Below are 24,934 nucleotides of genomic sequence, written 5' to 3'. Positions count from 1 at the left end.
CTTTGTATTTATAATTATATATATTTTGAATTAATTGACCAACATAAATTTTTCAATACATTCTGCAACTGATGAAACTATATATTTTGAATATCTTTTTAGTTCATCTTCAGCATAGTGAAAGGTAAAAGAATGTTTTACAGCTTCAAACATGCTAACATCATTCCATGAATCCCCTATAGCATAAACATTCTCTTCAGTAATTTGTTCTTTTTCTATTAAATCCCTTAAGGCATTTCCTTTTGAACATCCTAATGGAACTATATCTATGTATTTATCATTTCTATAGGCAATAATACTATCTCCATATTTTTCATTTATGTTATTTTTAATATTTTCAATTTCATTTATTTCCTTCTTAGGACTATACATGGTAATTAAACTTATATTTTCTTTTATTTCTTTGAAGGAATTTACTCTTATTTTAATAGGATATGGTAAATCATCACCCTCTGTTAATATATATGTAACATATCCTGATTCTAAAGAAATAAAAGTATTATCATCAAATATATTTTCAAGAATATTTTCTATAATATCTTTTTCTATAAACCTTTGCTCAATGATATTTCCTAATGAATCTACAACTAATGCTCCATTTAACAATATATAATAATTTGCAATTATATTACTTTCTTCTTTTAGCATACCTATTCCATTATAAGGTCTTCCAGTTGAAATTACTAATAGGTTTCCTTCCTTTTGAAGTTTATAAACAAAATAATTATTTTCTTTAGTAACTTTATTATCCTTTAATAAAGTTCCATCTAAATCTGTAGCTAATAATTTTCTCATTTTAACCCCCTTAACTCTTTTTCTCAAGATTATTTTACCATAATTTATTAACCTCTACTTATAAATTTTATTTTACTAATACAATATTAGAAGATAATACTAGGAATTAAAAATCCTTTCCTTCAAATAATATTTATATAAGGAGGAGTTTATATGTCAAATATTCAAAATAACAAAAACATTTATTTACCAGAACATAGAACAGGATATGCTCCAGAAGCACATTCTTTAATTAGCCATGGTAAAGTAGAAGGTCCCTCTTCAATATTACCTAGTACTGTTGAAGATCCAATTGTTGTAAATAATATTTCTAATGCAGAATTTGATTACACAGAACAGTTGGATACACCTTTAAGTGATGATATTTAAAAAATTTATAGGAGGAATGTACTATGTCTAAATCTAATAATAAAAAGAAAAGAACAGATGGAACAATTCCTATGAAAAATAAAGATTTTGCCACACCAATAAAACCAAATAACCAATCAGCTTCCTTTGATTATAACTTTGATAGGGAGCACATAGATAGAGTAAGTAAAACCAATCAGTTTTATTAATATTAAATAATTATTTATGATAACCACTTAATTATCTTTATTTTATATCGATAATTAAATTGGTTATCTTTTTTTATTTGCTTAATTTATTTTTAATATATAAGGAGATTGGTATGAAAAAAAAATTAAAAAACAAGAACACTAAATTAAAAAAAATCAATATGATTTCAACTAAACTTATAATTACCTTTACTTTACTAATTGTTTTATTATTATTTATTTGGGGATTAGGAATTTTCAGTATGCATAAAATTAATGTAGCTAGTAAAAACCTTTATTTAAATAATACTCTTGGAATTTCATATATAAATGAATTAAGTGAAAACTCTACATATAATTATCTTAGTAGTAAGCTATTACTTAATATTACTAACGATAACATTCAAAGAAAAACAACAATTCAAAATATCTCATATAATAATACTCGTAATGAACAACTAATTGACTTATATGATAAAACTATTACTTCAGATGAAAACAGGAAAAGATTTGACGAAGTAGTTGAAAGTATAAAGAAAAATGCTGATACTTCTAATAAAATTATGGATTTAGTAGAAGATGATAAATATGAAGAAGCCTCTACTTATATTCAAGAACTTGATAATTTAAGAAATGAACTTACACTTAAATTAACTAGATTAGTTGAATTAAATAATGATTGGGCTAAAGATTCTATTAAAACAAGTGAAAGTATTTATAGTTATTCTATTGAATTATCTACTATAGTACTAGCATTTGCATTGGTAGCAGCATTAGTAGCAGCAGCAATAATAACTTCTAGAATATCAAAATCCTTAAAAAAAGTATTAAAACTATCAGATAGATTATCTAAATATGACTTATCCGAAAGTATAGAAATCAAGTACAAGGATGAATTTGGAGAAATTTCAACGGCTTTAAATATAGCTCAAGAAAACTTAAAAAATATAATAAATACTGTTACAAATACTACTAGGGATGTTAATGTATCTAGTGAAAACTTTGCTATGGGAATTGAAGAAATTACTGTCCAATTTGATCAAATCAATGAGGCTACACAAGATATTAATTCTACTATTCAAGAAACTAGTGCAATAACAGAAGAGTTAGCTGCATCTATAATAGAAGTTTCTTCTAGCATAGGAATTCTTTCTGAAAAAGCTAATGATGGTAATATGAATGCTGAAAAAATACAAAGAAGATCTACAAAAATTAAAGATAATACTGAATATGTAATTAAAAATACAAATTCTATTTATAAAGACTTTGAAAATGATATAAAATCTTCTATAGATAAAGGAAATGTAGTTAATGAAATAGTAAATATGGCAAACTCCATTGAAGAAATTGCAGAACAAACTAATCTTTTGGCATTAAATGCAGCTATTGAAGCAGCTCGTGCAGGTGAGCAAGGAAAAGGCTTTGCAGTAGTAGCTGAAGAAGTTAGAGTTCTTGCTGAGCAATCTAAGGCTTCTGTTCAAAATGTTAAAAATACAATAAGTGAAGTAAAAACTGCCTTTAATGATATTACTACTAGTAGTAATAATCTTCTAAACTTTATTGATAAAGAAATAATGACTGAATTTAATAAATTTATAGATGTTGGTAATAAATACGAAAAGGATGGAATATTCATAAGAGAAATGAGTGAAAATATAGCTGCTATGTCTGAAGAAGTTTCAGCAACTATGTCTGAATTAAGCGACGCTATTCAATCACTAGCTTCTATGTCACAAAATTCATCTGGTAATGTGGATAACGTAAAAACTAGCATAACTGAAACTACTGATACTGTAATAATGATGGTGGATACCGCTACAAGACAAGTTGAGTTATCTCAAGAGCTTCTTGATCTTGTATCAAAATTTAAAATTTAAATCTTTTTATAATTTAGGGACAGTAATTAGTTTTCTATAAAAACAAAACTAACTACTGTCCCTTACAATTTTTTATTCATTTGTAGCTTTTCTATTTCTCATAATTCTTTGTCCAGTACCGTTGCAATTACCATTTCCCTTATTTTCTGAATTATAACCATATCTATTTCCTTGTCCAAGCCCTTCGTTATTTCCATTATCACCTTCTTCATAATATGGACAATCTGCATTTCCTAATCCCTTATTCTCTTCACTATAATAAGGACAATTTGGATTCCCATAAGTTTTACTTTCATCAGTAGTTATGTTTGCTTCATTTACTGTAGTATCTTCATTGGTTTCTGCTGCAAAGGTTGCAACACTACCTCCAACTATAATTACAGACATTAAAGCAATTGATAGAGCTAACTTTTTCATAATCATCATTCCTCCTAACTTCTTTATATCTATATAATAGCTAGTATTTTTTATAGTATAATGATTAATTTGTGATTAATTTGTGAAAACTATCTCTTTATTAAATTACTTGGGATAATAAAGTAAAATTCACAGCCTTCCATCTGCTTACTTCTAATTCCATAATTAAAATTATGTACTGTAAGTACTTCTTTTGAAATAGCTAATCCTAATCCCATTCCTCCACTTTTTTCTCCTTTATAATATCTATCCCATATATTTTTTTCATCAGTTTCATTTATGCCTACTCCATAATCCTTAACATAAACTTCTATTCCTTCTACTACATTTCTTACGCCTAAAATGATATTTTTCTCACTTTTAGAATGCTTTATGGCATTAGTTATAAAATTACTTAAAACCCTATATAGATATCTATTATCAATAGGAACCAAGAATTTTTCTTCTTCTATTTCACTTTTTAAAATTAGCCTTGTATTTAAATTCAATGTATTTTTTAATTTGTAATAACTTTCTTCGATAAATTCTATAAAATCAGTATCTTTAGGATTTATAATACTTTTATTTTCTCTAATCTTACTTAATACTAATATCTCATTTACTAAGTCAACTAATATATCTACCTCGTCTATTATATTTTTAGCATATTCTATTAATTCTTTTCCTTCAACTAATCCATCTTTTATAACTTCACTATTGGCTCTAATAACAGTTAAAGGGGTTTTTAAATCATGAGTAACATTGCTAATAAATTCCCTTTGAAGTCTATCTTTTATTTCAAGCTCCTGAGACATTTTATCAATACTAGTATTTAACTCTTCAATTTCATCCTTAGTATTAATATCTAACCCCTTTGAATATATTCCTTTTGAAATATTATCAGCCCTTTTTTGTAATTCTACTATTGGCTCTGAAAATTTCTTTCCCATATATAAGGCACTAATACTTGAAATTATAATTGAAATTAAAAATATTAAAGCCATTATAAGGTTAACACTTTTTATTAAGGACCTTATTTCTTCAAATTCTTTATATACTACTATATCCCCATATTCTGTTGTAATTTTTACTCCTATATAGGTATTATTATTTTTATCTTTAAAGATTTCCTTACCACTAATGCTAGTAAAATCAATATCATTCATAGGATTATTCATACCACCCATTTGTGCCATATGTCCTTTTCCATTTCCGTTTGGTTTACACATATTTGTAATTGAATCATCATCTATTAATACAGCATAAACATTAGCTAAATCTACCTTTGCATCATTTTTTGCTGCTTCTAAAACATACTCACTTAATTTCTCTAAATCAGAATACTCATTGTTAATATAAATCTTTGGAAGTATAAAAGAAGTCAATAATATTCCTACAACTGCTACTATTAAATTAACAATAATCATATATTTAATAATTCTTTTACCTATCTTATTCATTTTCAATTGTAAGGCTATAGCCTACCCTCCATATAGTTTTTAAATTATCTCTAAAGAAAGTAATCTTCTCCCTAAGTTTTTTTATATGAGTATCAACAGTCCTTGAATCACCATAAAAGTCATATCCCCAAACCTTTAATATTAAATCTTCTCTTGAATATACTCTATTTTTATTTTCAATAAAGAATAACATTAAATCATATTCCTTAGGAGTTAATATTATTTCTTTATTATCTTGGAAGACTCTTCTATTATTATTCTCTACCTTTAAGTTTCCTAAATAAAGCTCGGCTATTTCTTCTTTTTTTAAATTCCTTAGTCTTAATGAAACCCTTAATACTAATTCTCGCATACTTATTGGCTTAACCATATAATCATCTGCACCTAGCTCAAGCCCAAAGATTCTATCCTCTTCTTCTCCTCTAGCACTAGTAATAATAACTTGTGTATTATTATTTATAGATTTTATCTTTTTTAAAAGATACCATCCATCCTTATATGGCATCATAATATCTAAAATTACAAGGTCATAAGTATTATTTTCTATTAATTCATCTGCTATTTTCCCATCACTGGCTAAATCAATTAAATATCCTTCTTTCTCTAGATATAATTTCATTACTTTACTAATTTGTTTTTCATCCTCTACTATAAGTAACTTTTCCATATTTCCTCCATAAACACATAGCAATTTATTAATTAAATTGTTTTCTAATATAATTATCTCATTATTTTTACTCAAAGGGAAATATTAGGGCTAAGTCTGATAAACTAAAGTTAATTGGATCTTCTGTGGCATAAGAATTATTTCCAAAGAATAATCCTGGATTATTTTCTAATCTATTTAATATAAATAAGATGTAATAATTTAGAGGAGATATATTTATTATATTTGTATATAAAGAAAGAATAGCATTACTGTTAGATATAACTATTATTAATTGTGGTGCATAGTCCACTGTTATCTCTGGATTATTTTCAAGGGTAGTGTTAATAAAATCATTGGCTTCTTTATTACTATGAATAGTATTTTCTTTAGAATGCTTAATATTACCTATTTCTACTTCATTTATATATAACCCTACTAAAAAAGTTTCTAAACTTATTTGTAAATTAGTTTGAACATTTGAACTTCCAAGGGCAAAGCACCCTGTGGTGGAATTATTAATTTGTGAATTTGTACTTATAAAATAAAATACTCTATTATAATTTCTAAAAATTAATTCTCCATCTTTAATTATAGGATTAGCATTACCTAAAAACTCACTACAGGGTGGAACTTCTCCACCAGCAAAGGGATTACAATTATTATTGCTCATTTATATCACCACATCTTCTGCATAAATCTATATAATAAATAAATCTATAATATTAAAATATAATGTTTTATACCAATATATTCTATTTCTATTAAAATTTATGTATAATAATATATAAAATATACTATCTATAAAGATTGGAGGAGAAATGGAATCAAAATATTTGATAGTCATATCATTTGATGCTGTATCATCAGAGGATATTGATAAACTAAAGGAATTAAATAATTTTAAATACTTAATAGATAACGGTAGCTTAATAACAAATGTTGAGAGTATTTATCCAACATTAACTTACCCAGCCCATGCTACAATTACCACTGGTATGTATCCTAAAAATCATGGGATTATAAATAATACTTTAAATAAATTTTCTGACATAAGCCCAAATTGGTATTGGTATAGGAAATATATAAAAGCTCCTACCTTATATGATTTAGCAGCTGAAAAAGGATTAACTACTGCTGCTTTATTGTGGCCAGTTTCTGGACGCAGCAGCATAAATTATAATTTAACAGAAATATTTGCTCCAAAACCTTGGCAAAACCAATTGGTTATGTCTGCTTTATCTGGAAGTGTTAAATATCAATTAGATTTAAATAAGCGTTTTGGACATTTAAGACATGGCTTGTCTCAACCTGCTTTAGATAATTTTGTACATGAATCTGCAAAATATACTATTGCTAAATATAAACCTAATTTATTATTAATTCACTATACAGATGTTGATACTAATAGACATTATCATGGATATGATAGCAAAGAAGCTAATGAAGCTTTAATAAGACATAACGAAAGATTAGGAGAGTTAATAAATACTTTAAAAGAAGCAAATATATTTGAAGAAAGTACTATTGTTGCTTTAGGTGATCATAGTGCTTTAGATGGTGATTATTTAATTAGACTTAACTCCTTATTTAGGGAAAAGGGCTTACTTAAGGTTAATGACAAAGGAGTAATTAAATCCTATAAGGCTGTAGCCAAAAGCTGTGATGGTTCTTCTTATGTATATCTAAAGGATAAAAATGATAGCAAAACTTATACAATAGTTAAGGAATTATTAGAAGAACTAAAAAATAGCGAAAATTCACCTATTGAATTTATATTAACATCAAAAGAAGCTGAAAATGAAGGTGCTGATCCTAATTGTAGCTTTATGATTGAAGGTAATAATAATTTTTATTTTGTTAATGAAGCTTTAGGAAGTGTAATTGAAAAAGTTAAAGAAAATGAAGTTGGAAAGGTACCTCATAGAACTAAGGCAACTCATGGATATCATCCTAAAAAGGCTAACTATACTACCTTCTTTATGGCTTATGGCAATGGCATAAAAAAAGGATTTAAAATTAATGGTGGGAAGCTTATAAATCATGGCCCTACACTAGCTAAAATCCTAGGAGTTGATCTTGGAAAAACTGACGGAGAAGCAGAATTAAGGATTTTTGAGTAGGTTAATGCAAATTACATATAGTGTTCTCCGTCTCCGTCGCAAGCTCCAAGTCGACTTCCAAACAATATATGTAATTTGCAATACTATAATTAAAAAAAATAATTTAAAATTTAAATAATGAAGAAACTTAGTAATTTCATTTTTAATTTTTTCATTCTTACATTAATGTATTTCAACATAAAATTATACTCTATATTTTATAGAGTACTTATAAAATAAATTCAGACAAGCTGAATTTTTAAAGGGGGAAAATATGAAAAGTTTAACAAAACAAGAAAAGAGTTGGGCATTTTATGATTGGGCTAACTCTGCTTATTCAATGACAATTACCTCTACTGTATTGCCTATATATTTCAAATCTGTTGCATCAGCAGGTGGAATGTCCTCCGCTAATTCTACAGCTCTTTGGGGATATACAATTTCTTTATCTACTATGGTTGTATCATTACTTGCACCAATTCTTGGTACCATAGCAGATTATAAGGGAAATAAAAAGAAGTTTTTTAAGTTCTTCTTTAGTATTGGTGTATTTTTTACAACCTTACTTGCTTTTATTCCAGAAAATAATCCTATATTATTATTAATTTGCTACGGCTTTACCTTAGTTGGATTCTCTGGAACTAATATTTTCTATGATGCATTTTTAATAGATGTAACTAATCAGGATAGAATGGATAAGGTTTCCTCCTATGGCTTTGCTCTAGGATATATTGGAAGTACAATTCCATTTATAATTTCAATAGGAGTTGTTTTACTTTCTCAAAAGGAAATTCTACCTATTAGTCTTCCCCTTGCATGTAAGATAACCTTTTTAATTACATCAATATGGTGGATGATATTTACCATTCCAATATTAAAGAATGTTAATCAAATATATTATGTTGAACCTGAAAAGAATCCTGTACAAAAATCCTTTAAAAGATTATTTACTACACTTAAAGCTATTAAAAGTCATAAAAATATATTCTTATTCTTAATAGCATACTTCTTCTATATAGATGGTGTAGATACTATTATAGGTATGGCTTCCTCCTATGGAACTGACCTTGGAATTTCTATGGTATCCTTACTTATAATTTTATTATTGACTCAATTTGTAGCTTTCCCATTTACAATATTATATGGCAAGCTATCTGAAAAAATTGGGGGTAAAAAATTACTTTATATTGGAATAATTACTTATACTATAATATGTATTTATGGATACTTTATAAAGACTACCTTAGACTTTTGGATTTTAGCCATGGCAGTTGGATCTGCTCAAGGTGGTATCCAAGCAATTTCTAGATCCTTCTACGGAAAGATGGTACCTAAAGAAAATGCAAATGAATTCTTTGGTTTCTATAATATCTTTGGAAAATTTGCAGCTATTATGGGTCCATTCCTTATGGCAATAATAACTCAAGCAACTGGTCATACTAGAAATGGTATTTTAAGCTTAATAGTATTATTTGTAATAGGATTCCTTTGCTTAACAAGAGTAGATGATACTAATCATAAAGCTTCTATGATTAAAAATAAAGATTTATCAATGTAATTTCTTCGGATTCTGAAGTGCAAAAATTAAAATCACATTAAAATTCACATAGCCCTAAATCAAGTATTTAACTTGCTTTAGAGCTATTTTTATAAAATATATATTCACAAAAAAATTAATATTTTTTCAAAAAAGTATTTTAATGGTAATAAATTGAATTTGATGGTATTATAATATCAAATAATATTTCGTAATATTAAATTGAGAGGTTATGTTGATGAAAAGTTTAATAAAATCTACATTATTAATATTATTTTTTGCACTGCTATTAATAGGGTGTAATACTACTACTGCTGATAAAACTAATAACGAAATTAGAGAAATAGCATATAACTGGTTAGATGATACCATTAAATCAGAAATAATTAATTCAGATACTGCAACTATAGGGAAAGTAATATTTACAAGTGAGCATTTTGTTGCTACAAAAACGAAGAGTATGGATATAAGAAATATAGAAACTTTTAGAGTAATTTTTAATACATCAAAGGACGATTTATTAGGATATATAGTTGTATATTTAGAAGAAGATACTCTTAATGTATTAGGTATGGATTATAGAGAATAATTTTTAAACTATTAGGAATTTAAAAAGGTCGAGCTTATGCTCAACCTTTTTTGTTATAATTTTGCTGTATCTTCCCTATTTAATTTTTTCATTCTTTAATTCTTTCATAAAAATCTTCATTTAAGAAACTCCTAGGGAGTTTCCTCCTAAATTCTACATTTTACATTCTTCATTATTCATTTCTCTATGCTGTTACATCACTTTTTCTGCCTTCTATTGCAGAAGTAATCTTTTCTCCAACTTTCTTTAGTGAAACTGAAATAGCAAGGAATATTACTAATATTAATCCTAAGATTAATAAGTCTTTTCCTACTATACTGTAATTTATAACATCAGCTGATATTACTTCTCTTAATGCTTGTACCGCATAAGTAAATGGCATAAATGGATATAATACTTTGAAGAACTTAGGTAATACTTCTAATGGGAATGTTCCTGCACAAGCTGTAAGTTGTAGTATTAGTAATATTATTGATAACAATCTTCCTGCATCTCCAAATAGGGATATAAAACATTGCACTATTGCAACGAATACTAAGGATAAGAATATATTAGTTAAATAATACACTCCTATATTAGTTGGTTTTAATCCTAACATTAGTACTACAGTACTTACTAATATAGCTTGTAAAATTCCAACAAAGGCATAGGATAAATACTTTCCAGCAACAATATCAAAATTAGATAGATTTTCTTCATCCTTTAACTTAGAAGGGATTACGAAGAACATCATTATTGCTCCAATCCATAAGGATAATGGCATAAAATATGGTGCAAATCCTGTACCGTAATTTGGTATCTTATTTATTGCTTCTGAATTCATATTAATTGCTTGGGATGCAAATTCACCCATATCTTTTGCTGAATTAACTAAGCCATTTTTTAATTTATCTGCACCTTCACCTAATTTATCACTTAATTCCTTACTACCATCATAAAGTTTATTAACTCCATCTGTTAATTCTGGAACTGCTGAAGTTAATTCAGTTATACCTGAATTTAGTTGTTGTTGGCCATCTACTAACTTATTTGAACCCCTTGATAATTCATTAGTACCATTTGCAAGAGCTGTTGATCCATTATATAAATCAGTTATTCCTGCTGATAATGCTGGAAGATTAGAATTTAATTCATTAGCTCCTGCATTTAACTTACTAGCTCCTGTATTGATAGTATTTAATCCATTGCTTAAATTAGCTGTGCTATCAGCTATAGTTTTTAATCCAATTCCAAATTCACTATTTGAAGGATCTAAACCAGCATTTAATTGATTTAGTCCTGAACTTAATTGTCCAACCCCCTGTTGAACTTGTCCAACTTTAGAAATTAAAGAAGTTGTACCATTTGCTAAGGCTTTTGAGCCTGCTGTGTATTCAACAATACCTGTTTTTAAGTTATTGTTACCTTCTACTAAACTTTGTACTAATGGTTCATTAGTTTTTGAAGCTTCATTAATTTTTTCAGTAATTTGTAATGCTTGATTAATTAAAGCATTTTTTACATTAACATCTGTTTCATTTGCTGCTTTAGTTAATAATGAAGTAACCATAGCATTTGCATCAGATGAACTTGATACTCCTGCAACTAATTTATTTATTCCTTCACTAACTTGTGCATATCCTGCTGATACAGCATCTGACTTATTAGCAATTGTATTAGCACCTTCACTTAATTTTGCTATATCTTCTTGTCCTGCATTTAATGCTTCATTTAATTGATTTGCCCCACTTTTTAATTGTCCAACTGAAGGATAAATAGTTGAAGTATAGGCATTATATAATGCTTTACTTCCGTCAGCAATTTGTTGTGATCCTGAATTTGCTGTAGAAATTCCTTTACTTAAATCTGAAGCTCCATTACTTAATGCAGTAACACCATTACTTAATGTTGGAACTTTTCCATATAATTGTGAAAGTCCAGCATTTAATGCTTGTGATCCATTTGAAACTTCATTTATTCCATTGTTTAAGGCTACTTGACCATTTAATAATTGTGATGAACCATCACTTAATTCATTAGCGCCATCTGCTAATTCTGTAACCTTGTCATTTAAGGTACTTAAACCATCATTTAGCTTTTTGCTTCCATCAGCAGCTTGTGTTAAGCCATCCTTTGCTTCATACAAACTATCAAAGGCTACCTCAATATAATTGCTTGATATTTTGTTTGTAATTTTTCCTTTTAATTCTGATTGAACCTTTGAATTAATTTGTGCTGCTAAGAAATTCTTTTTATCATTTGTAACGAACTGAATTTTTGCAGTTTCTGGTTTTCCTTCCTTTGCAGAAGTTACCTTTGATGAAAAATCTTCTGGAATAACTACCTTTGCATAATAGCCACTTCCTTCTAATCCATCATTAGCTTCTTCTTCTGAAGTAATAACCCAGCCAATTTCATTATTATTCCTTAGTTCATCTTCGATATCCTTCCCATAATTTACACTTTCGCCATCCATAACAGTTCCCTTGTCATTATTTACCACTGCTACATGAACGTCTTCCAGTTTGGAATAAGGATCCCAAAAGGCATACAAATATAACAATGAATATAAAAGAGGAACTATTATAATTGCAATTATTGATACACGTATAAACCTATTGTTGAGAATACCTTTAATATCTTCCTTTGCAATTCTTAGGAAATTCATATAATCACCTTCTATTTAGTTTTTTGTACTGATTAGTCAGTAAATTTGTTCTGATATATTTATACTACTTTTGTACTGACTAGTCAATATCTATAAATTAGTTTTACACTTTTATCTTAGTAATCATTTTCAATTATTAAAAAATAATATTTTACCTTTCCTTCTAAATAAATATGCAAAAAAGTGTACCTACAAATAATAGATTTTATATCTATACTCGTAAGTACACTTAATTAAAATAAATTAAAATAAAAGGCTTAAACCTAATGTTTAACTTGAAAATCAAATTACTAAAACAATTTACTTTTGGGAACTCTGCAAAGAGTTCCTTCTACAATTCTTAATTTTTAATTCTTCATTTTACATTGGGCTCTAGCCCACTTATATTTTGTTTATTTTTAATTCTAATAATTTCTCACAAACTTCATCTAGGGATCTGCCAAGACTCATTTCTATTGATGAAATAACTGCTCCTTCCACCATAGCAGAATCTGCAATTCTCACATTTTCTCTGCCTTCCATCTCAAAGGCCTCTTTCACCATTTCCGCTGTTAAATAAGAGCTTCCTAAATCAAATAATATTAACACGCCATCATCAGTATAAATCTTATCTAAAGCTTCATATATCTTACTATAGTCATTTCCAAGTCTACCATCCTCAGTTCCACCTACAGCCTCTATTACAACATCTCCTGACATTTCTTTAGCCAGTTCCTTTATTCCTTTTGCTAATAATTCACTATGTGATACTATTAAAAGTGATACCATAACTATTCCCTAAGCTCCTTAACAGTATTAAAAATTACTTCTAAAATCATAAAGGATGATGTTGCTCCTGGATCTTCATGACCTATACTTCTATCTCCTAAATAGCTTGCCCTTCCTTTTCTAGCAGCAATAAGTTTTGTATATTCCATTCCTTTTTCTGCAGCTATTACTGAGTTTTTAAGAGTCTCTAAAATAGGAAGATTATTATCAATTCCTTGGCACACTTCATTATATGCTGGTATTAATGCATCTAGAATAGTCTTGTCTCCTTCTTCTGCCTTGCCACGCATCTTTACACCTTCTATTGAAGCCTGTAATATATCTCTATAATCTATAATAGTTATTTCTGTTTTTCCCTTACCTAACATAGAAGCTTTCATAAATGCAGTTCCATATAGCGGTCCAGAAGCTCCTCCCACATTAGATACTATAGCCATCCCTACGGTCTTTAAAATTTCTCCCCAATCTTTAAAATCTATATTTTGTATTTTTTCCTTTGCTACTCTAAAGCCCTTACTTAGATTTATACCATGGTCTCCATCACCAATTGCTGCATCTAAGTCAGTTAAAAATTGTTTATTTAAAGATATTTTATTTTCTATTTTATCAAATATATATAGTATTTCTTTTAATGTTAATCCCATAGGTTTCACTCCCATCCTATAATTGTTTAAATGCTGGAGTATCTGCCTTCGCATCTAATAAATTCTTTAATTCTTCATCTAACTTTAATAAACTAATTGAGAATCCAGCCATTTCTATAGAAGTCATATATTCACCAATTAAAGTTTTATATACTTTAATCTTCTTTTCTTCTAATATCTTATTTACTTTTCTATTTATAATAAATTGTTCCATTAATGGAGTTCCACCTAATCCATTAACTAAAACAGAAACTTCTTCACCTTCTGATAAAGTCATATTTCCTAAAATCTTATCCATTAAATGAGTAACTATTTCATCAGCAGTCTTTAATTCTTCTTTATGTGTTCCTGGTTCTCCATGAATACCCATTCCAATTTCCATTTCATTTTCATCTAAAGTGAAATTAGGTTTTCCAGCAGCTGGAACTATACAAGGAGTAAGTGCCATCCCCATACTTCTAACATTATCTATTACCTTTTCTGCTACAGCTTTAACTTCTTCTAAAGTAGCTCCTGTTTCTGCTTTAGCTCCTGCTATTTTATGAACAAAAACTGTTCCTGCTATTCCTCTTCTTCCTATTGTCCATGTACTATTTTCCACTGCAACATCATCATTAACTATTACAGATTCTACTTTAATCCCTTCCATTTCAGCCATTTCTTTAGCCATATCAAAGTTCATAACATCACCAGTGTAATTTTTAACTACTAATAATACACCTGCATCATTAGCAACTGCTTTAATGCCTTCATAAATTTGATCAGGTGTTGGTGATGTAAATACAGCCCCTGCTACAGCTCCATCAAGCATTCCATATCCTACGAATCCACCATGAGAAGGTTCATGTCCACTTCCTCCACCACTTACTAAGGCAACCTTATCAGTTTTCATTTCTTTTCTTACTAAAACGTTTGCATTTTCGACTTTACTTAAATATTGAGGGTAGGCATATAACATACCTTCTAACATTTCTTCCACAACATAATCAGGATTATTAATAACCTTTTTCATAAACGCAACACTCCTTAAAATATATATTAAAAACTCACCTAATATTATTTTAAGTTCTTATCCAAAGATTTACAACCTATATTTTACATAACATGGATATTTTATTACTATAAGACTTTATTAACATTAATCCACAAAATATAAAGTTAAATAAAAATAAAAGCTCTCTAAGGAGCTTTTATTCCGTGTTCAAAATACTTCATAAACTTTTTAGCTACTTCTTCATGATTATATTCTTTTTCATTGATAATTTCATAAAGTGCTGCTGAAACTAGAACTCCAACTAAACTATAGCTTAAAAGTTCTGGGTCTTCGTCTTCTATAAAGCCACCAATTATACCTGCTTTAAACTTAGATGTACTATTATCTATAAGAGTTTTTATCTCATCTCTAAGAATATCATTACGTTCTTCATTTCCCCATAACTGGCTAATTATAACCTTAAATAAATCCTTATTTTCATATACATACTTAAGCATTACCTTAACAGACTCTTGTATGATTTCATAAGGATTATCCATGCTTTTAGTTGCCTGTTCTACTTCATCATGAATAAGGTCAATACCTTCCTTAATAATAAATATGAAAAGTTCTTCTTTACTCTTAAAGTGATAATATAAACTTCCCTTAGCAACACCTGCTTTTGCCACTACTTCATCCATAGTTGCACCAGTATAACCTCTTTCTGAAAAAACCTTTATGGCAGATTCAAAAATAGCTCTTTTTGTTTTGTTCATTTACTCTCCACCTTCTTAGAAATTATCCCTACGGATACGATTATAATAATCTATAACATTCCTACTATACTCTTTATTAATATTAATGGAGGTTAAAAGAAAATCTGCAGTTGATTTACTCATAGCAACAGCTACATCATACAAAACCGCTATTCTTAATAAAGCTTTAACATCTGGATCGTGAGGTTGAGATGTTAATGGATCCCAAAAGAAAATCATAATATCGATATCACCATTTACTATAGCAGCACCTATTTGTTGGTCTCCACCCATAGGCCCACTTTTAAAACCTTCTACTTTTAAGCCTGTTCTTTCACTAATAAGTTTTGCTGTAGTTCCAGTGCCACAAAGTTTATGTTTGTTTAATTCCTCTTTATTTTCCTCTGCCCAGCTTAATAAGGCTTCCTTCCTATTATCATGAGCAATAAGAGCTATTTTCTTTACCACTTCCATTGTATAATCTTCCATAATTCTCCCCCATATCATATATATAAGTATTTATATTGTTAATAAAATTATACATAAAGGAAAATTAATTTACAATGTATAATGCTTATATGATAACTACTATTTGAAGCTCTCCCTTATCCTTTGGAATTAAATTATTCTCTTGCTTTGCTCCATTTATAAATATTCCTTTTTCTTTACCTCTTCTAATTATTATATTATAATTTTCTAATTTATTTTTAATATTAATTTCATATTCCTTCCATTCATCAGGTATACAAGGCTCAATTAAATAACCCTTTCCCTCTAGCTTTTTAAGTCCTAGAATATCCTCTATTCCTACCTTATACATCCAACCAGAAGCACCAGTATACCAACTCCAGCCACCTCTTCCTCCATGAGGTTCCTTTATGTATACATCAGCAGACATTACATAAGGTTCTACCTTATATCTTCTTGCTTCTAATTCTGTATTAGAATGATTTATAGGATTTATCATATTATAGTACTTCCATGCCTTAGTCCCTAAGCCAAGCTTAGTTAGTGCAAGAATTACCCAAACAGCAGCATGAGTGTATTGACCTCCATTTTCCCTAACTCCTGCAACATATCCCTTAATATAACCTGGTTCTAAGGAAGATTTATCAAAAGGTGGTGCTAATAACTTAATTAAACCATTATCCTTATCAACAAGATATCTATCTACAGCTTCCATGGCTTCCATTGCTCTTTCTTCTTTTGCAGCCTTTGAAATTATTGCCCAGCTTTGAGCTATAGAATCTATTTTACATTCATCATTTTCTCTTGAGCCTAGAGGCTTACCATTATCAAAATAGGCTCTTCTATACCAGCCTCCATCCCAAGCTTCCTTTTCTTGATTTTCTTTAATAAATTCCTTAAAGCCTTCATATTCTTGAGATTTCTCAATATCATCCTTATACTTACAAAGTTCTTCAAAACCATCTAGTATCTTATATAAGAACCAGCCAACCCAAACACTTTCTCCCTTGCCCTTATTTCCAACTGTACTCATACCATCATTCCAGTCACCGCTACCCATTAAAGGTATGTTATGATTACCAAATTTTAAAGCTCTATCTATGGCTTTTAAGCAATGCTCATAGATGCTTCCTTCTTTACTTGATACATTAACTATAGTATATCTTTCATCTTCTCCATTTCTTAAAGGTTCATCTTCTAAATATGAAGCCTTTTCTTCTAAAATACTATAATCACCTGTAGATTTTATATACTCAATAGTTACATAAGGTAGCCATAGTAAATCATCTGAAAATCTAGTTCTTATGCCAGAATTAATAACAGGGTGCCACCAATGTTGAACATCACCCTCTAAGTACTGTCTTGAAGCACTTCTTAATATTTGCTCCCTAGTTATAGCTGGATTTAAAATACCTATAGCCATAGAATCTTGAAGCTGATCTCTAAATCCATAAGCTCCTCCACTTTGATAAAAGGCAGTTCTAGATAAATATCGACAACTTAAGGTTTGATACATTAACCACCCATTTAAAAGGTAATCCATTGAAGGGTCTGGTGTCTTAACTTGTATATTTCCTAGGAAATTTGACCAATGCTCCTTTACTTCTTCTAAGGCAATATAAACATTTTCTATAGCCTTATATTTATTAATTTTTTCTTCTATTAAGGCTTCCTCTTCTTCCTCACCTAGTAATATAACTACTTCCTTTTCTTCTCCTGGCTCTAAATAAATATTTAATTGAGAAGCTAAACATGGATCATATATGCTTCCATATCTATTATTTAAATTACTTTCAGATAAAGCCCTTGGATTAGTTAAATTTTCACCTATTCCAACAAAACTTTTTCTATCACCAGTAAAAAATTGATTTTCTTCTCCTTGTATAGATAAATAAGCCTTTAACTTTCCAAAATATTTAGAATATGGATTAATACCATAAATATAATTATCTTTTTTTGTAGTACTTATATATTTAGCACTTCCATAGTTATATACTCCAAGTACTAATTGAGCATAATAAAATAATGATAAATTTCTATCACTACTTGATAAATTTTTAAGCTTTACCTTACATATTTTTAATTTTTCATTATTTGGAGTAAATACTTGAAGTTCACCTTTAATATTATAAGCTGTATGTTTAAAGGTAGAGTAGCCAAAGCTATGCTTTATAATATATTCCCCACCATCTCTAACTGGCATAGGGGTAATTGTAAAATAAGCACCACTTGAATTATCTCTAATATATAAAGCTTCACCTGTTGGATCAATTACCCAATCGTTACTCCAAGGTGTTATTTTATTTTCTCTACTATTTCTACACCAAGTATAAGTAGAACCTACTTCAGAAATATGGAAGCCAAAATCTTTGTTAGAAATTACATTTATCCAAGGAGCAGGAGTATTAGCATAATCCTTAAGCTTAATAACATAGCTTTTATCCTTCTTATTAAAGCCTCCATAACCATTAAAGAAATCTAAGTCTAATTCTTCCTCTAAATCTTCATAAAAAGTAACTAAAGAATCTTTAAAATCAAAGGATTTTTCATAATTATCTATATTAATATTTTCTTTAAATTCTTTAATATCTAAAGCTTCTTTACATAGCTCTTCTTTAATTAAATCTTCAGTCCTTATCTTATCTTCTTTGTTTCCAAAGCTCTTAATATAATCTCCTTCATTAATATTAACTTTTATTCTATTTATAGGTGCTACATCTTCACTATTTTTATATTTATCATAATCATAATTAATTGCTTCCATTAATTGCTTTGATAAATTACCCTTTTCTGAATCAATATATATTCTAGAAATTCCTATTAAAAAGTCCCTTACTTCTTCTCCCATAGTAGATTTATTATGAATAAATACTCCACCTTGTTTATTTATAAATTCTCTTTCTAATGAATTATTAATTGTTGATATAATCTCCTTTTGAAGTGGCTCTTCATAAGATACTTCTTCTTCATTGTAAATTACTAAGTCACATTTAATTCCCTTATTCCTAAAATAGTAATGCATATTAATTGTTTGTCTTAATAAATCAATATCCTCTTCACCATAAATAACTAATAAAATTATAGGTAAGTCTCCAGATATTCCATAGGCCCATAAATTTTCTTGATTCATATTTATATTTTTTATATAATCTTCTCTATTTTTTCTTCCACTATGTAAATAAAGTAAGTATGATGCTAAGCTTTGATAAATATTAGCTTGAGATGACCTAATGCCTATATGCTTAAGCTCTAAAGCATTAGAATAGTTGTAGGCATCTAAGGATTTTTCAATAATAGGTATATCCTTATACTTATAAATTAAATTTAAAATTTCTTCTTTAGATTCTCCTACTCCTGTTAAATAATATATACTTTCTTCTTCACCTGGTTTTAATGTTATTCTACATCTAATGCTCATAATTGGATCTAATACAGTTCCCATAGTATTTTGCAGTGGTGCATCATTATCCATAACCTTTGGAGATTTCAAATCTCTATTTCTTCCAATAAAATTTAGTCTAGAAGTTTCATAAGTTATATTACCTTCAAATTCCTTATTGCTAACTACATTATGAAAAATATAATGAGTAATTGCTCCTTCAGCTCTTGGCCTTCTATTTCCAATTAAAGCCTTAGCCTCTTCATTATATTCTGTACTTATAAATAAATTAGAGAAACTTGGATGGACAGCATCGCCTTCAAAACTTTGAAGTGTTACTTCTAAATAGCTAGTTATCTCTAGGCTCCTTTGCTTTTCCGAATTATTTTTTAATGTTATTTTTCTAAACTCTAAATTATCCTCACTTGATAACATAACTTCATATTTTGTACTTATATTTCCATCAGTACTTTCAAACTTTGCCTTATCTAAGGTAAACTCAACTAAATAATCATCCTTTTCCTCTTTGCAAGGCTCATAGGTAGCACTCCAATAATCATTAGAATTTAAATTCTTTATATAAAAGAACATTCCACTGGAATCAGATGTACTATCTCCCTTCCACCTATAAACTGTCATATCATTCTTTTTAGAATATCCACTACCGCTATCTGAAATCATAGTGGAATAAACTCCATTTGAAAGTAATAAAACCTCTGGATTTTCTCTTTTACTTCCTTTAAAGACTCTTGGTATAAATTCCTCTCTCTCCACTAACTTTCTATTAACATTAATTACATCTACGTCTCTATCAAATACTATATATTCTGGTACCTTTTCTTTTAATAATATTTCTGCTGCTTTAATTTCTGGTATATTATGAAATCTTTCTTTTAATATATTATTATTTATTACATTATCTAAAGCTAAAAGAGACATTCCTAAATGATGAACCATATAACATTTTACTTCCTTAGAGTCATCCTTTCCTTCACTATAATCTATTGCTTCAATGAATCCATATCTTCCATAAGCATTTAAATCATATAAATGCCTTAAATTATCTAGTGAAGCCTTTGTATCTAAGGGTAAAGTCATAATAGATGAATATGGAGAAACTACTAATTCATCATCAAGACCTCTCTTTAAACCAATTCCAGGTACCCCAAATGCTTTATATTGATAGACATCATTAATATCAAATACATAATAAGCTGATTCTGATATCCCCCATGGTATATCCTTCTTATCTCCATAGGACATTTGTGCCTTTAAAACCGAAGAGTAAGTTAATGACCAAATAGTGTTATCAAAGGATTTCATAATTTGATAAGGCATAAAGTACTCAAACATAGTTCCACTCCAAGATGCAAGAGTTTTAAAGCCAAAGGCCTTACTCATATTCCTATTTAAGTTATACCAATGCTCCTTTGGAATTTCTCCCCTGGCTATTGTTAAGAAGGAGGTTATTCTTGATTCAGAAGCCATTAAATCATAATAGGAATTCCCTAAGGATTTTTCTTCCACATTGTATCCAATAGAAAATAATCCTCTATCCTTGTTATATAGAAAATCAAATTTCATATCTTCCATAATACTTTCAATTTCTGAAGATAAAACTAGTAACCTATCATCAAATTCCTTTAATTTAACTATTCTTTTATCTAATACTTCTTTAAATTCATCTCCTGAGGCTTCCTTAATATCCTCTAATATATCTATTATTTGAAGCAATGTTGGAACCTTATAGCTTTTTAAATAATTTATAACTATTTTTTCTATCCCATCAAAAATAAAGTCATAAAAATCTATTTTAGCTTCTATTTGCTTTTTTAATTTTTTAAGCCAATACTTTTCTTTACTTTCATCTAAGTCTTTATTACAGTTTTCTAATTTTATTTTAACTTTAGTTAATTCATCCATTAATATATTTTTATATTCTTTTAAATCTATATCATCTGGAAGTCCATGATAAAATTCTTCTTTATCATCTTTTCGTATTAATTCATAGGTATCCTTTAAAGCTAAAATTTCTTTTTCTCTAATTATTGGTTTATTTCTAAAATTCTTAATTTCTTTCTTAATTATCCACAGGTAACCTAAAAGATTTCCACTATCAACTGTGGATACATATCTTGGCCATAGGGATAACTTTGTTTTTGTATCATACCAATTTAAATAATGGCCCTTATATTTTTCTAAGCCTCTCATTCCATCTATAGTAAGTTCAAGCCTATAAATTACTTCACCAATAGATAAATATCCTAAATCATAGGCCACAATATTACTTATTAATCCCATGCCAATGTTAGTGGGAGAAGTTCTATGTGCCAATCCTTTATAAGGTTTTTCTTGATAATTATCTGGTGCTAAATAATTATTTTCTTCATTAACAAAATCCTCGTAATAAGCAAAAATTCTCCTTGATAATTCTCTTAAGAAATCTTCATCTTCAATTTCTAACCTATCTTTAACTATTATTTCTTCCTTAGATATTTTGCAGGCTATAAAGGGTGATAAAGCCCACAATATAGCAATAGGTATTGTGACTACTACTATTTCATAGGAGTTAAAAAAACTTAGAATTAATATTACTGCAGACATTAGTACACTTATCCACATTTTCTTGTAATACCAAGAATAAGTATTTTCCACTGATGATTCTACCTTTTCTGCTGTTTTCCATTGAAGTAGATTTTTATTAGATATAGTCATCCTATATAAGCTTCTAAATATTGCATCTAGCATTAAATAAGCTTGATAAGGTATAAAGCTTATTATTAATACAATTTGTCTCAAGCTTTTAAAGCTCCCCATTAATTTTCTTTTTGGAGTTACTACAAAATCTGTAACTGTAAATACCAAGGGTATTATAATAGCTAAAAATAATAAAACTGATATTTGAATTGCATTATTTAAAAATGTTAATGTTGCAATTAAACCTATTAATAGGCTAGGAGCAAGTAAACTTCTTCTTAAATTATCAAATATCTTCCACTTAGATATTGGTGATAATTTATTAGAAAACAAATAATTAAATATTTGCCAGTCTCCTCTAACCCATCTATGTAATCTTAAGGCACTAGCCATATAACTTGATGGATATCCATCTACTAACTCAATATCAGTAACTAAGCCACATCTTGTTAATAAGCCCTCTATTAAATCATGGGATAATACTTTATTTTCTTTTATTTCATCCTTTAAAAGATTATAAAAACTATTAATTTCTATTATTCCTTTTCCTGTAAATATTCCCTCATTAAATAAATCTTGATAGGTATCTGATGAAGCTATAGAGTAGGCATCCACCCCTGCATCTCCTGCAAATATCTTTGAAAAATAAGTCTTATGCTTATCTTCTAAATTAACACTTATCTTTGGTTGCATTATGCTGTAGCCTCTTACTACTTTCTTATCTTTAACGTAAGGCTTATTTAAGATATGGCTCATAGCAGAAATTAATTTTTTTGCACTTCCTATAGGCAAAAAGGTATCACTATCTAAGGTAATTATGTACTTTGAATCTATTAAATCACTAATATCACTACTTATTATATTGTAGCTAGTATTTTTATCTCCTTTAATTAAGGCCATAAATTCCATAAGCTTTCCTCTTTTTCTTTCATGACCCATATATATATCTTCTGATTTGTTAAATTGTCTTTTTCTATTTAAGAAGAAAAATCTATTGTTATCCTTTGAGTATTTATTATTTAAATCATTGGCAAGCCTTATTCCTTCCTCATTAATTACTTTATCTTCTGCTTCTATTTCATTTTCTGCATCTGATAAATCTCCAAGTAATGCAAAATAAATATTATTATCTCTGTTTCCTAAATAATATACTTCTAACTTTTTCATTAAGTTTATTACATCTCTACTGTCACTTAAAATAGCTGGAATAACCACTATGGTTTTATCACTGTTAGGTACTCCATTAGAATAATCCATTTTAGGAATAAAACTAACTTTAGTTATTTTTGCTATAAACCAATTAAATAAAGCAATAACTACTTCACTTGATGGAATTAGCATCAATATGAAAGCAAAAATATATTGAGAAATGCTAAAGCTTAAAGGAATAAAATAATTTAGTAGTAAAATTAATAAATCTACTGCTATAGTTCCAAGAAATATAAATGCTATATAACCGCCCTGTGATAATTTTTTATTTATATTTCTATTTATATGAAATCTTTTTAAAAGCTCTTCTAATCCATCATCTACTATGTAATATCCAATATGATCTTTAAAAATATCTTTATCCTCTAAATGTAAGCTACTAAGCTCTAATGCTGTTTTTATTATATCAATTTCATTTATAGTAGTTTTTCTAGAGATCTCTTCAACCTTATGTCTGTAATAATCCTTAGTTTCAAAATCCATTTCATTATAAATTCCAGAGGGATCTTCCATTAATAATTTTTCTGCCTTTGAAGTTTCATTAAAAAATCTTTTCCAATTGATAGAATCCATTATTCTTAAGGAATTTATATTACTTCCTATGGAGGTTGCTATAGCTCCTTCTTTTATATGTTCTTTTATTATTTCTTTATCAAAGCTACTATTTTTATTTCCCTTTAATCTTTTTAATGCAAACTTATATATTCTTTCATCTTCTATTGAATTATCTCTTAAAATAGTAAAAAACTTATCTATAAATTCTGGTGAAAATAATCCATCATGTAGAGTTTCTGAATCACCAAAATAATTATTTTCAATTTCATCTTCATTACTTTCATCACTACTAACTAAAGGATATTTTTCTTCTAACTTTTTTAATATCCACTCTAAATTATTTTTTTCATAATTCTCTATAACTAAATTAGCTAAGCTTTTAGCTCCAAGCCTTTGTTTTTGAAGGACTACCATATCATTTACTATTAAGGCTAAATTAATAATTAAAGCTATTCTTAACATTAATGGAAATGCCCAAAGCTCTCCAATTGTAAAATCCTCTTCTTGATTATTAATAAATCTTACGCACTCTTCTTCATTTACAACACTATTATTTATTTCAATATAATCCTTTGCTAAATAATAAATTCTAGGATAGCTAAAATCATCAATTTCTATATTAGGTAAATTATCAAAATAGCTACGGGGTAAATTATGCTTTATAGTTTTATATTCCTTTTCAATTAAATAAATATTATCTAGAAGCCATTCTGCGGAAGGAATAGCCTCCTCCCCCTGTTTCACTAGCTTATTTAAATATCTATGATTATGAAGAATACCCTTAAAGGCATCATTTAATTCCATTAGTACAGTTTTTCTTATCTTTCTTACTGCTTCCTTCTTCACAAATAAGTCCCCTTTCTACTAAGCTTTATTACATTAGATAAAAGTATTATTCGCA

18 protein-coding genes are annotated in these 24,934 nt (G+C 28.2%); 6 read left to right on the top strand and 12 right to left on the bottom strand.

All coding sequences use genetic code 11. The features are described from left to right. Positions 1 to 30: 30 nt before the first annotated feature. On the bottom strand, positions 31 to 795 hold the full coding sequence (locus tag ACFYH6_RS03035) for a Cof-type HAD-IIB family hydrolase (protein WP_416179162.1): 765 nt from the start codon (positions 793 to 795) through the stop codon (positions 31 to 33). A 153-nt stretch (positions 796 to 948) separates the two neighbouring features. On the opposite strand from ACFYH6_RS03035, the gene ACFYH6_RS03030 reads away from it, so the two are divergent. From ACFYH6_RS03030 to ACFYH6_RS03020, 3 genes are all read left to right on the top strand, one after another. Next, a complete protein-coding gene (locus ACFYH6_RS03030; RefSeq protein ID WP_316345138.1) occupies positions 949 to 1,164 on the top strand; it encodes a hypothetical protein in 216 nt (71 codons plus the stop codon). A gap of 23 nt (positions 1,165 to 1,187) precedes the next feature. Beyond that, positions 1,188 to 1,352, top strand: coding sequence for a hypothetical protein (locus ACFYH6_RS03025; protein WP_316345139.1), 165 nt, complete (start codon positions 1,188 to 1,190; stop codon positions 1,350 to 1,352). A gap of 113 nt (positions 1,353 to 1,465) precedes the next feature. Further along, positions 1,466 to 3,208 carry a methyl-accepting chemotaxis protein gene (locus ACFYH6_RS03020; protein ID WP_416179163.1) on the top strand — a complete coding sequence of 581 codons (1,743 nt, stop codon included), beginning with the start codon at positions 1,466 to 1,468 and terminating at the stop codon, positions 3,206 to 3,208. A 72-nt stretch (positions 3,209 to 3,280) separates the two neighbouring features. On the opposite strand, the gene ACFYH6_RS03015 is transcribed toward ACFYH6_RS03020, so the two are convergent. The 4 genes from ACFYH6_RS03015 to ACFYH6_RS03000 all read right to left on the bottom strand — a co-directional run bounded on the left by ACFYH6_RS03015 (position 3,281) and on the right by ACFYH6_RS03000 (position 6,383). Beyond that, positions 3,281 to 3,625: a hypothetical protein gene (locus ACFYH6_RS03015; RefSeq protein WP_416179164.1), complete on the bottom strand. Its 345-nt coding sequence runs from the start codon at positions 3,623 to 3,625 to the stop codon at positions 3,281 to 3,283. 89 nt (positions 3,626 to 3,714) lie between these two features. Further along, on the bottom strand, positions 3,715 to 5,064 hold the full coding sequence (locus ACFYH6_RS03010; protein WP_416179236.1) for a sensor histidine kinase: 1,350 nt from the start codon (positions 5,062 to 5,064) through the stop codon (positions 3,715 to 3,717). Then, entirely contained in the window at positions 5,057 to 5,731 is a 675-nt protein-coding gene (locus ACFYH6_RS03005; protein WP_416179165.1) for a response regulator transcription factor, read from the bottom strand. Before ACFYH6_RS03005 ends, ACFYH6_RS03010 begins: the two co-directional genes overlap by 8 nt. A 67-nt stretch (positions 5,732 to 5,798) precedes the next feature. Next, positions 5,799 to 6,383 carry a hypothetical protein gene (locus tag ACFYH6_RS03000; RefSeq protein WP_416179166.1) on the bottom strand — a complete coding sequence of 195 codons (585 nt, stop codon included), beginning with the start codon at positions 6,381 to 6,383 and terminating at the stop codon, positions 5,799 to 5,801. A 148-nt stretch (positions 6,384 to 6,531) separates the two neighbouring features. On the opposite strand from ACFYH6_RS03000, the gene ACFYH6_RS02995 reads away from it, so the two are divergent. From ACFYH6_RS02995 to ACFYH6_RS02985, 3 genes are all read left to right on the top strand, one after another. Further along, a complete protein-coding gene (locus tag ACFYH6_RS02995; RefSeq protein WP_416179167.1) occupies positions 6,532 to 7,833 on the top strand; it encodes an ectonucleotide pyrophosphatase/phosphodiesterase in 1,302 nt (433 codons plus the stop codon). Positions 7,834 to 8,086: 253 nt separating this feature from the next. After that, the gene (locus tag ACFYH6_RS02990) at positions 8,087 to 9,370 is read left to right on the top strand and encodes an MFS transporter (protein WP_316343260.1); all 1,284 of its coding nucleotides are present in this window, start codon (positions 8,087 to 8,089) and stop codon (positions 9,368 to 9,370) included. A gap of 217 nt (positions 9,371 to 9,587) precedes the next feature. Next, complete coding sequence (locus ACFYH6_RS02985) at positions 9,588 to 9,938, top strand: hypothetical protein (protein ID WP_316343259.1); 351 nt, start codon at positions 9,588 to 9,590, stop codon at positions 9,936 to 9,938. 184 nt (positions 9,939 to 10,122) lie between these two features. On the opposite strand, the gene ACFYH6_RS02980 is transcribed toward ACFYH6_RS02985, so the two are convergent. The 7 genes from ACFYH6_RS02980 to ACFYH6_RS02950 all read right to left on the bottom strand — a co-directional run bounded on the left by ACFYH6_RS02980 (position 10,123) and on the right by ACFYH6_RS02950 (position 24,837). Further along, on the bottom strand, positions 10,123 to 12,585 hold the full coding sequence (locus ACFYH6_RS02980; RefSeq protein WP_416179168.1) for a YhgE/Pip family protein: 2,463 nt from the start codon (positions 12,583 to 12,585) through the stop codon (positions 10,123 to 10,125). Positions 12,586 to 12,966: 381 nt separating this feature from the next. Continuing rightward, positions 12,967 to 13,353, bottom strand: a complete 387-nt coding sequence (gene dhaM / locus ACFYH6_RS02975; RefSeq protein WP_316343257.1) for a dihydroxyacetone kinase phosphoryl donor subunit DhaM — start codon at positions 13,351 to 13,353, stop codon at positions 12,967 to 12,969. A 2-nt stretch (positions 13,354 to 13,355) separates the two neighbouring features. Beyond that, positions 13,356 to 13,997 (bottom strand): dihydroxyacetone kinase subunit DhaL, encoded by a 642-nt coding sequence (gene dhaL, locus ACFYH6_RS02970; RefSeq protein ID WP_416179169.1) that lies wholly within the window; start codon positions 13,995 to 13,997, stop codon positions 13,356 to 13,358. 16 nt (positions 13,998 to 14,013) lie between these two features. Beyond that, positions 14,014 to 15,009: a dihydroxyacetone kinase subunit DhaK gene (gene dhaK, locus ACFYH6_RS02965; protein ID WP_416179170.1), complete on the bottom strand. Its 996-nt coding sequence runs from the start codon at positions 15,007 to 15,009 to the stop codon at positions 14,014 to 14,016. A 167-nt stretch (positions 15,010 to 15,176) separates the two neighbouring features. Beyond that, positions 15,177 to 15,746 carry a TetR/AcrR family transcriptional regulator gene (locus tag ACFYH6_RS02960; protein ID WP_416179171.1) on the bottom strand — a complete coding sequence of 190 codons (570 nt, stop codon included), beginning with the start codon at positions 15,744 to 15,746 and terminating at the stop codon, positions 15,177 to 15,179. 15 nt (positions 15,747 to 15,761) lie between these two features. Next, the gene (locus tag ACFYH6_RS02955) at positions 15,762 to 16,214 is read right to left on the bottom strand and encodes a methylglyoxal synthase (RefSeq protein WP_416179172.1); all 453 of its coding nucleotides are present in this window, start codon (positions 16,212 to 16,214) and stop codon (positions 15,762 to 15,764) included. Positions 16,215 to 16,299: 85 nt separating this feature from the next. Beyond that, on the bottom strand, positions 16,300 to 24,837 hold the full coding sequence (locus ACFYH6_RS02950) for a GH36-type glycosyl hydrolase domain-containing protein (RefSeq protein WP_416179237.1): 8,538 nt from the start codon (positions 24,835 to 24,837) through the stop codon (positions 16,300 to 16,302). Positions 24,838 to 24,934: the final 97 nt, after the last annotated feature.

Source organism: Clostridium sp. HCS.1 (genome assembly GCF_047900555.1).
Taxonomy (GTDB): Bacteria; Bacillota; Clostridia; order Clostridiales; family Clostridiaceae; genus Clostridium.
Note: the sequence above shows the minus strand (reverse complement) of the source record. Positions and strands in the feature narration are given on the sequence as shown.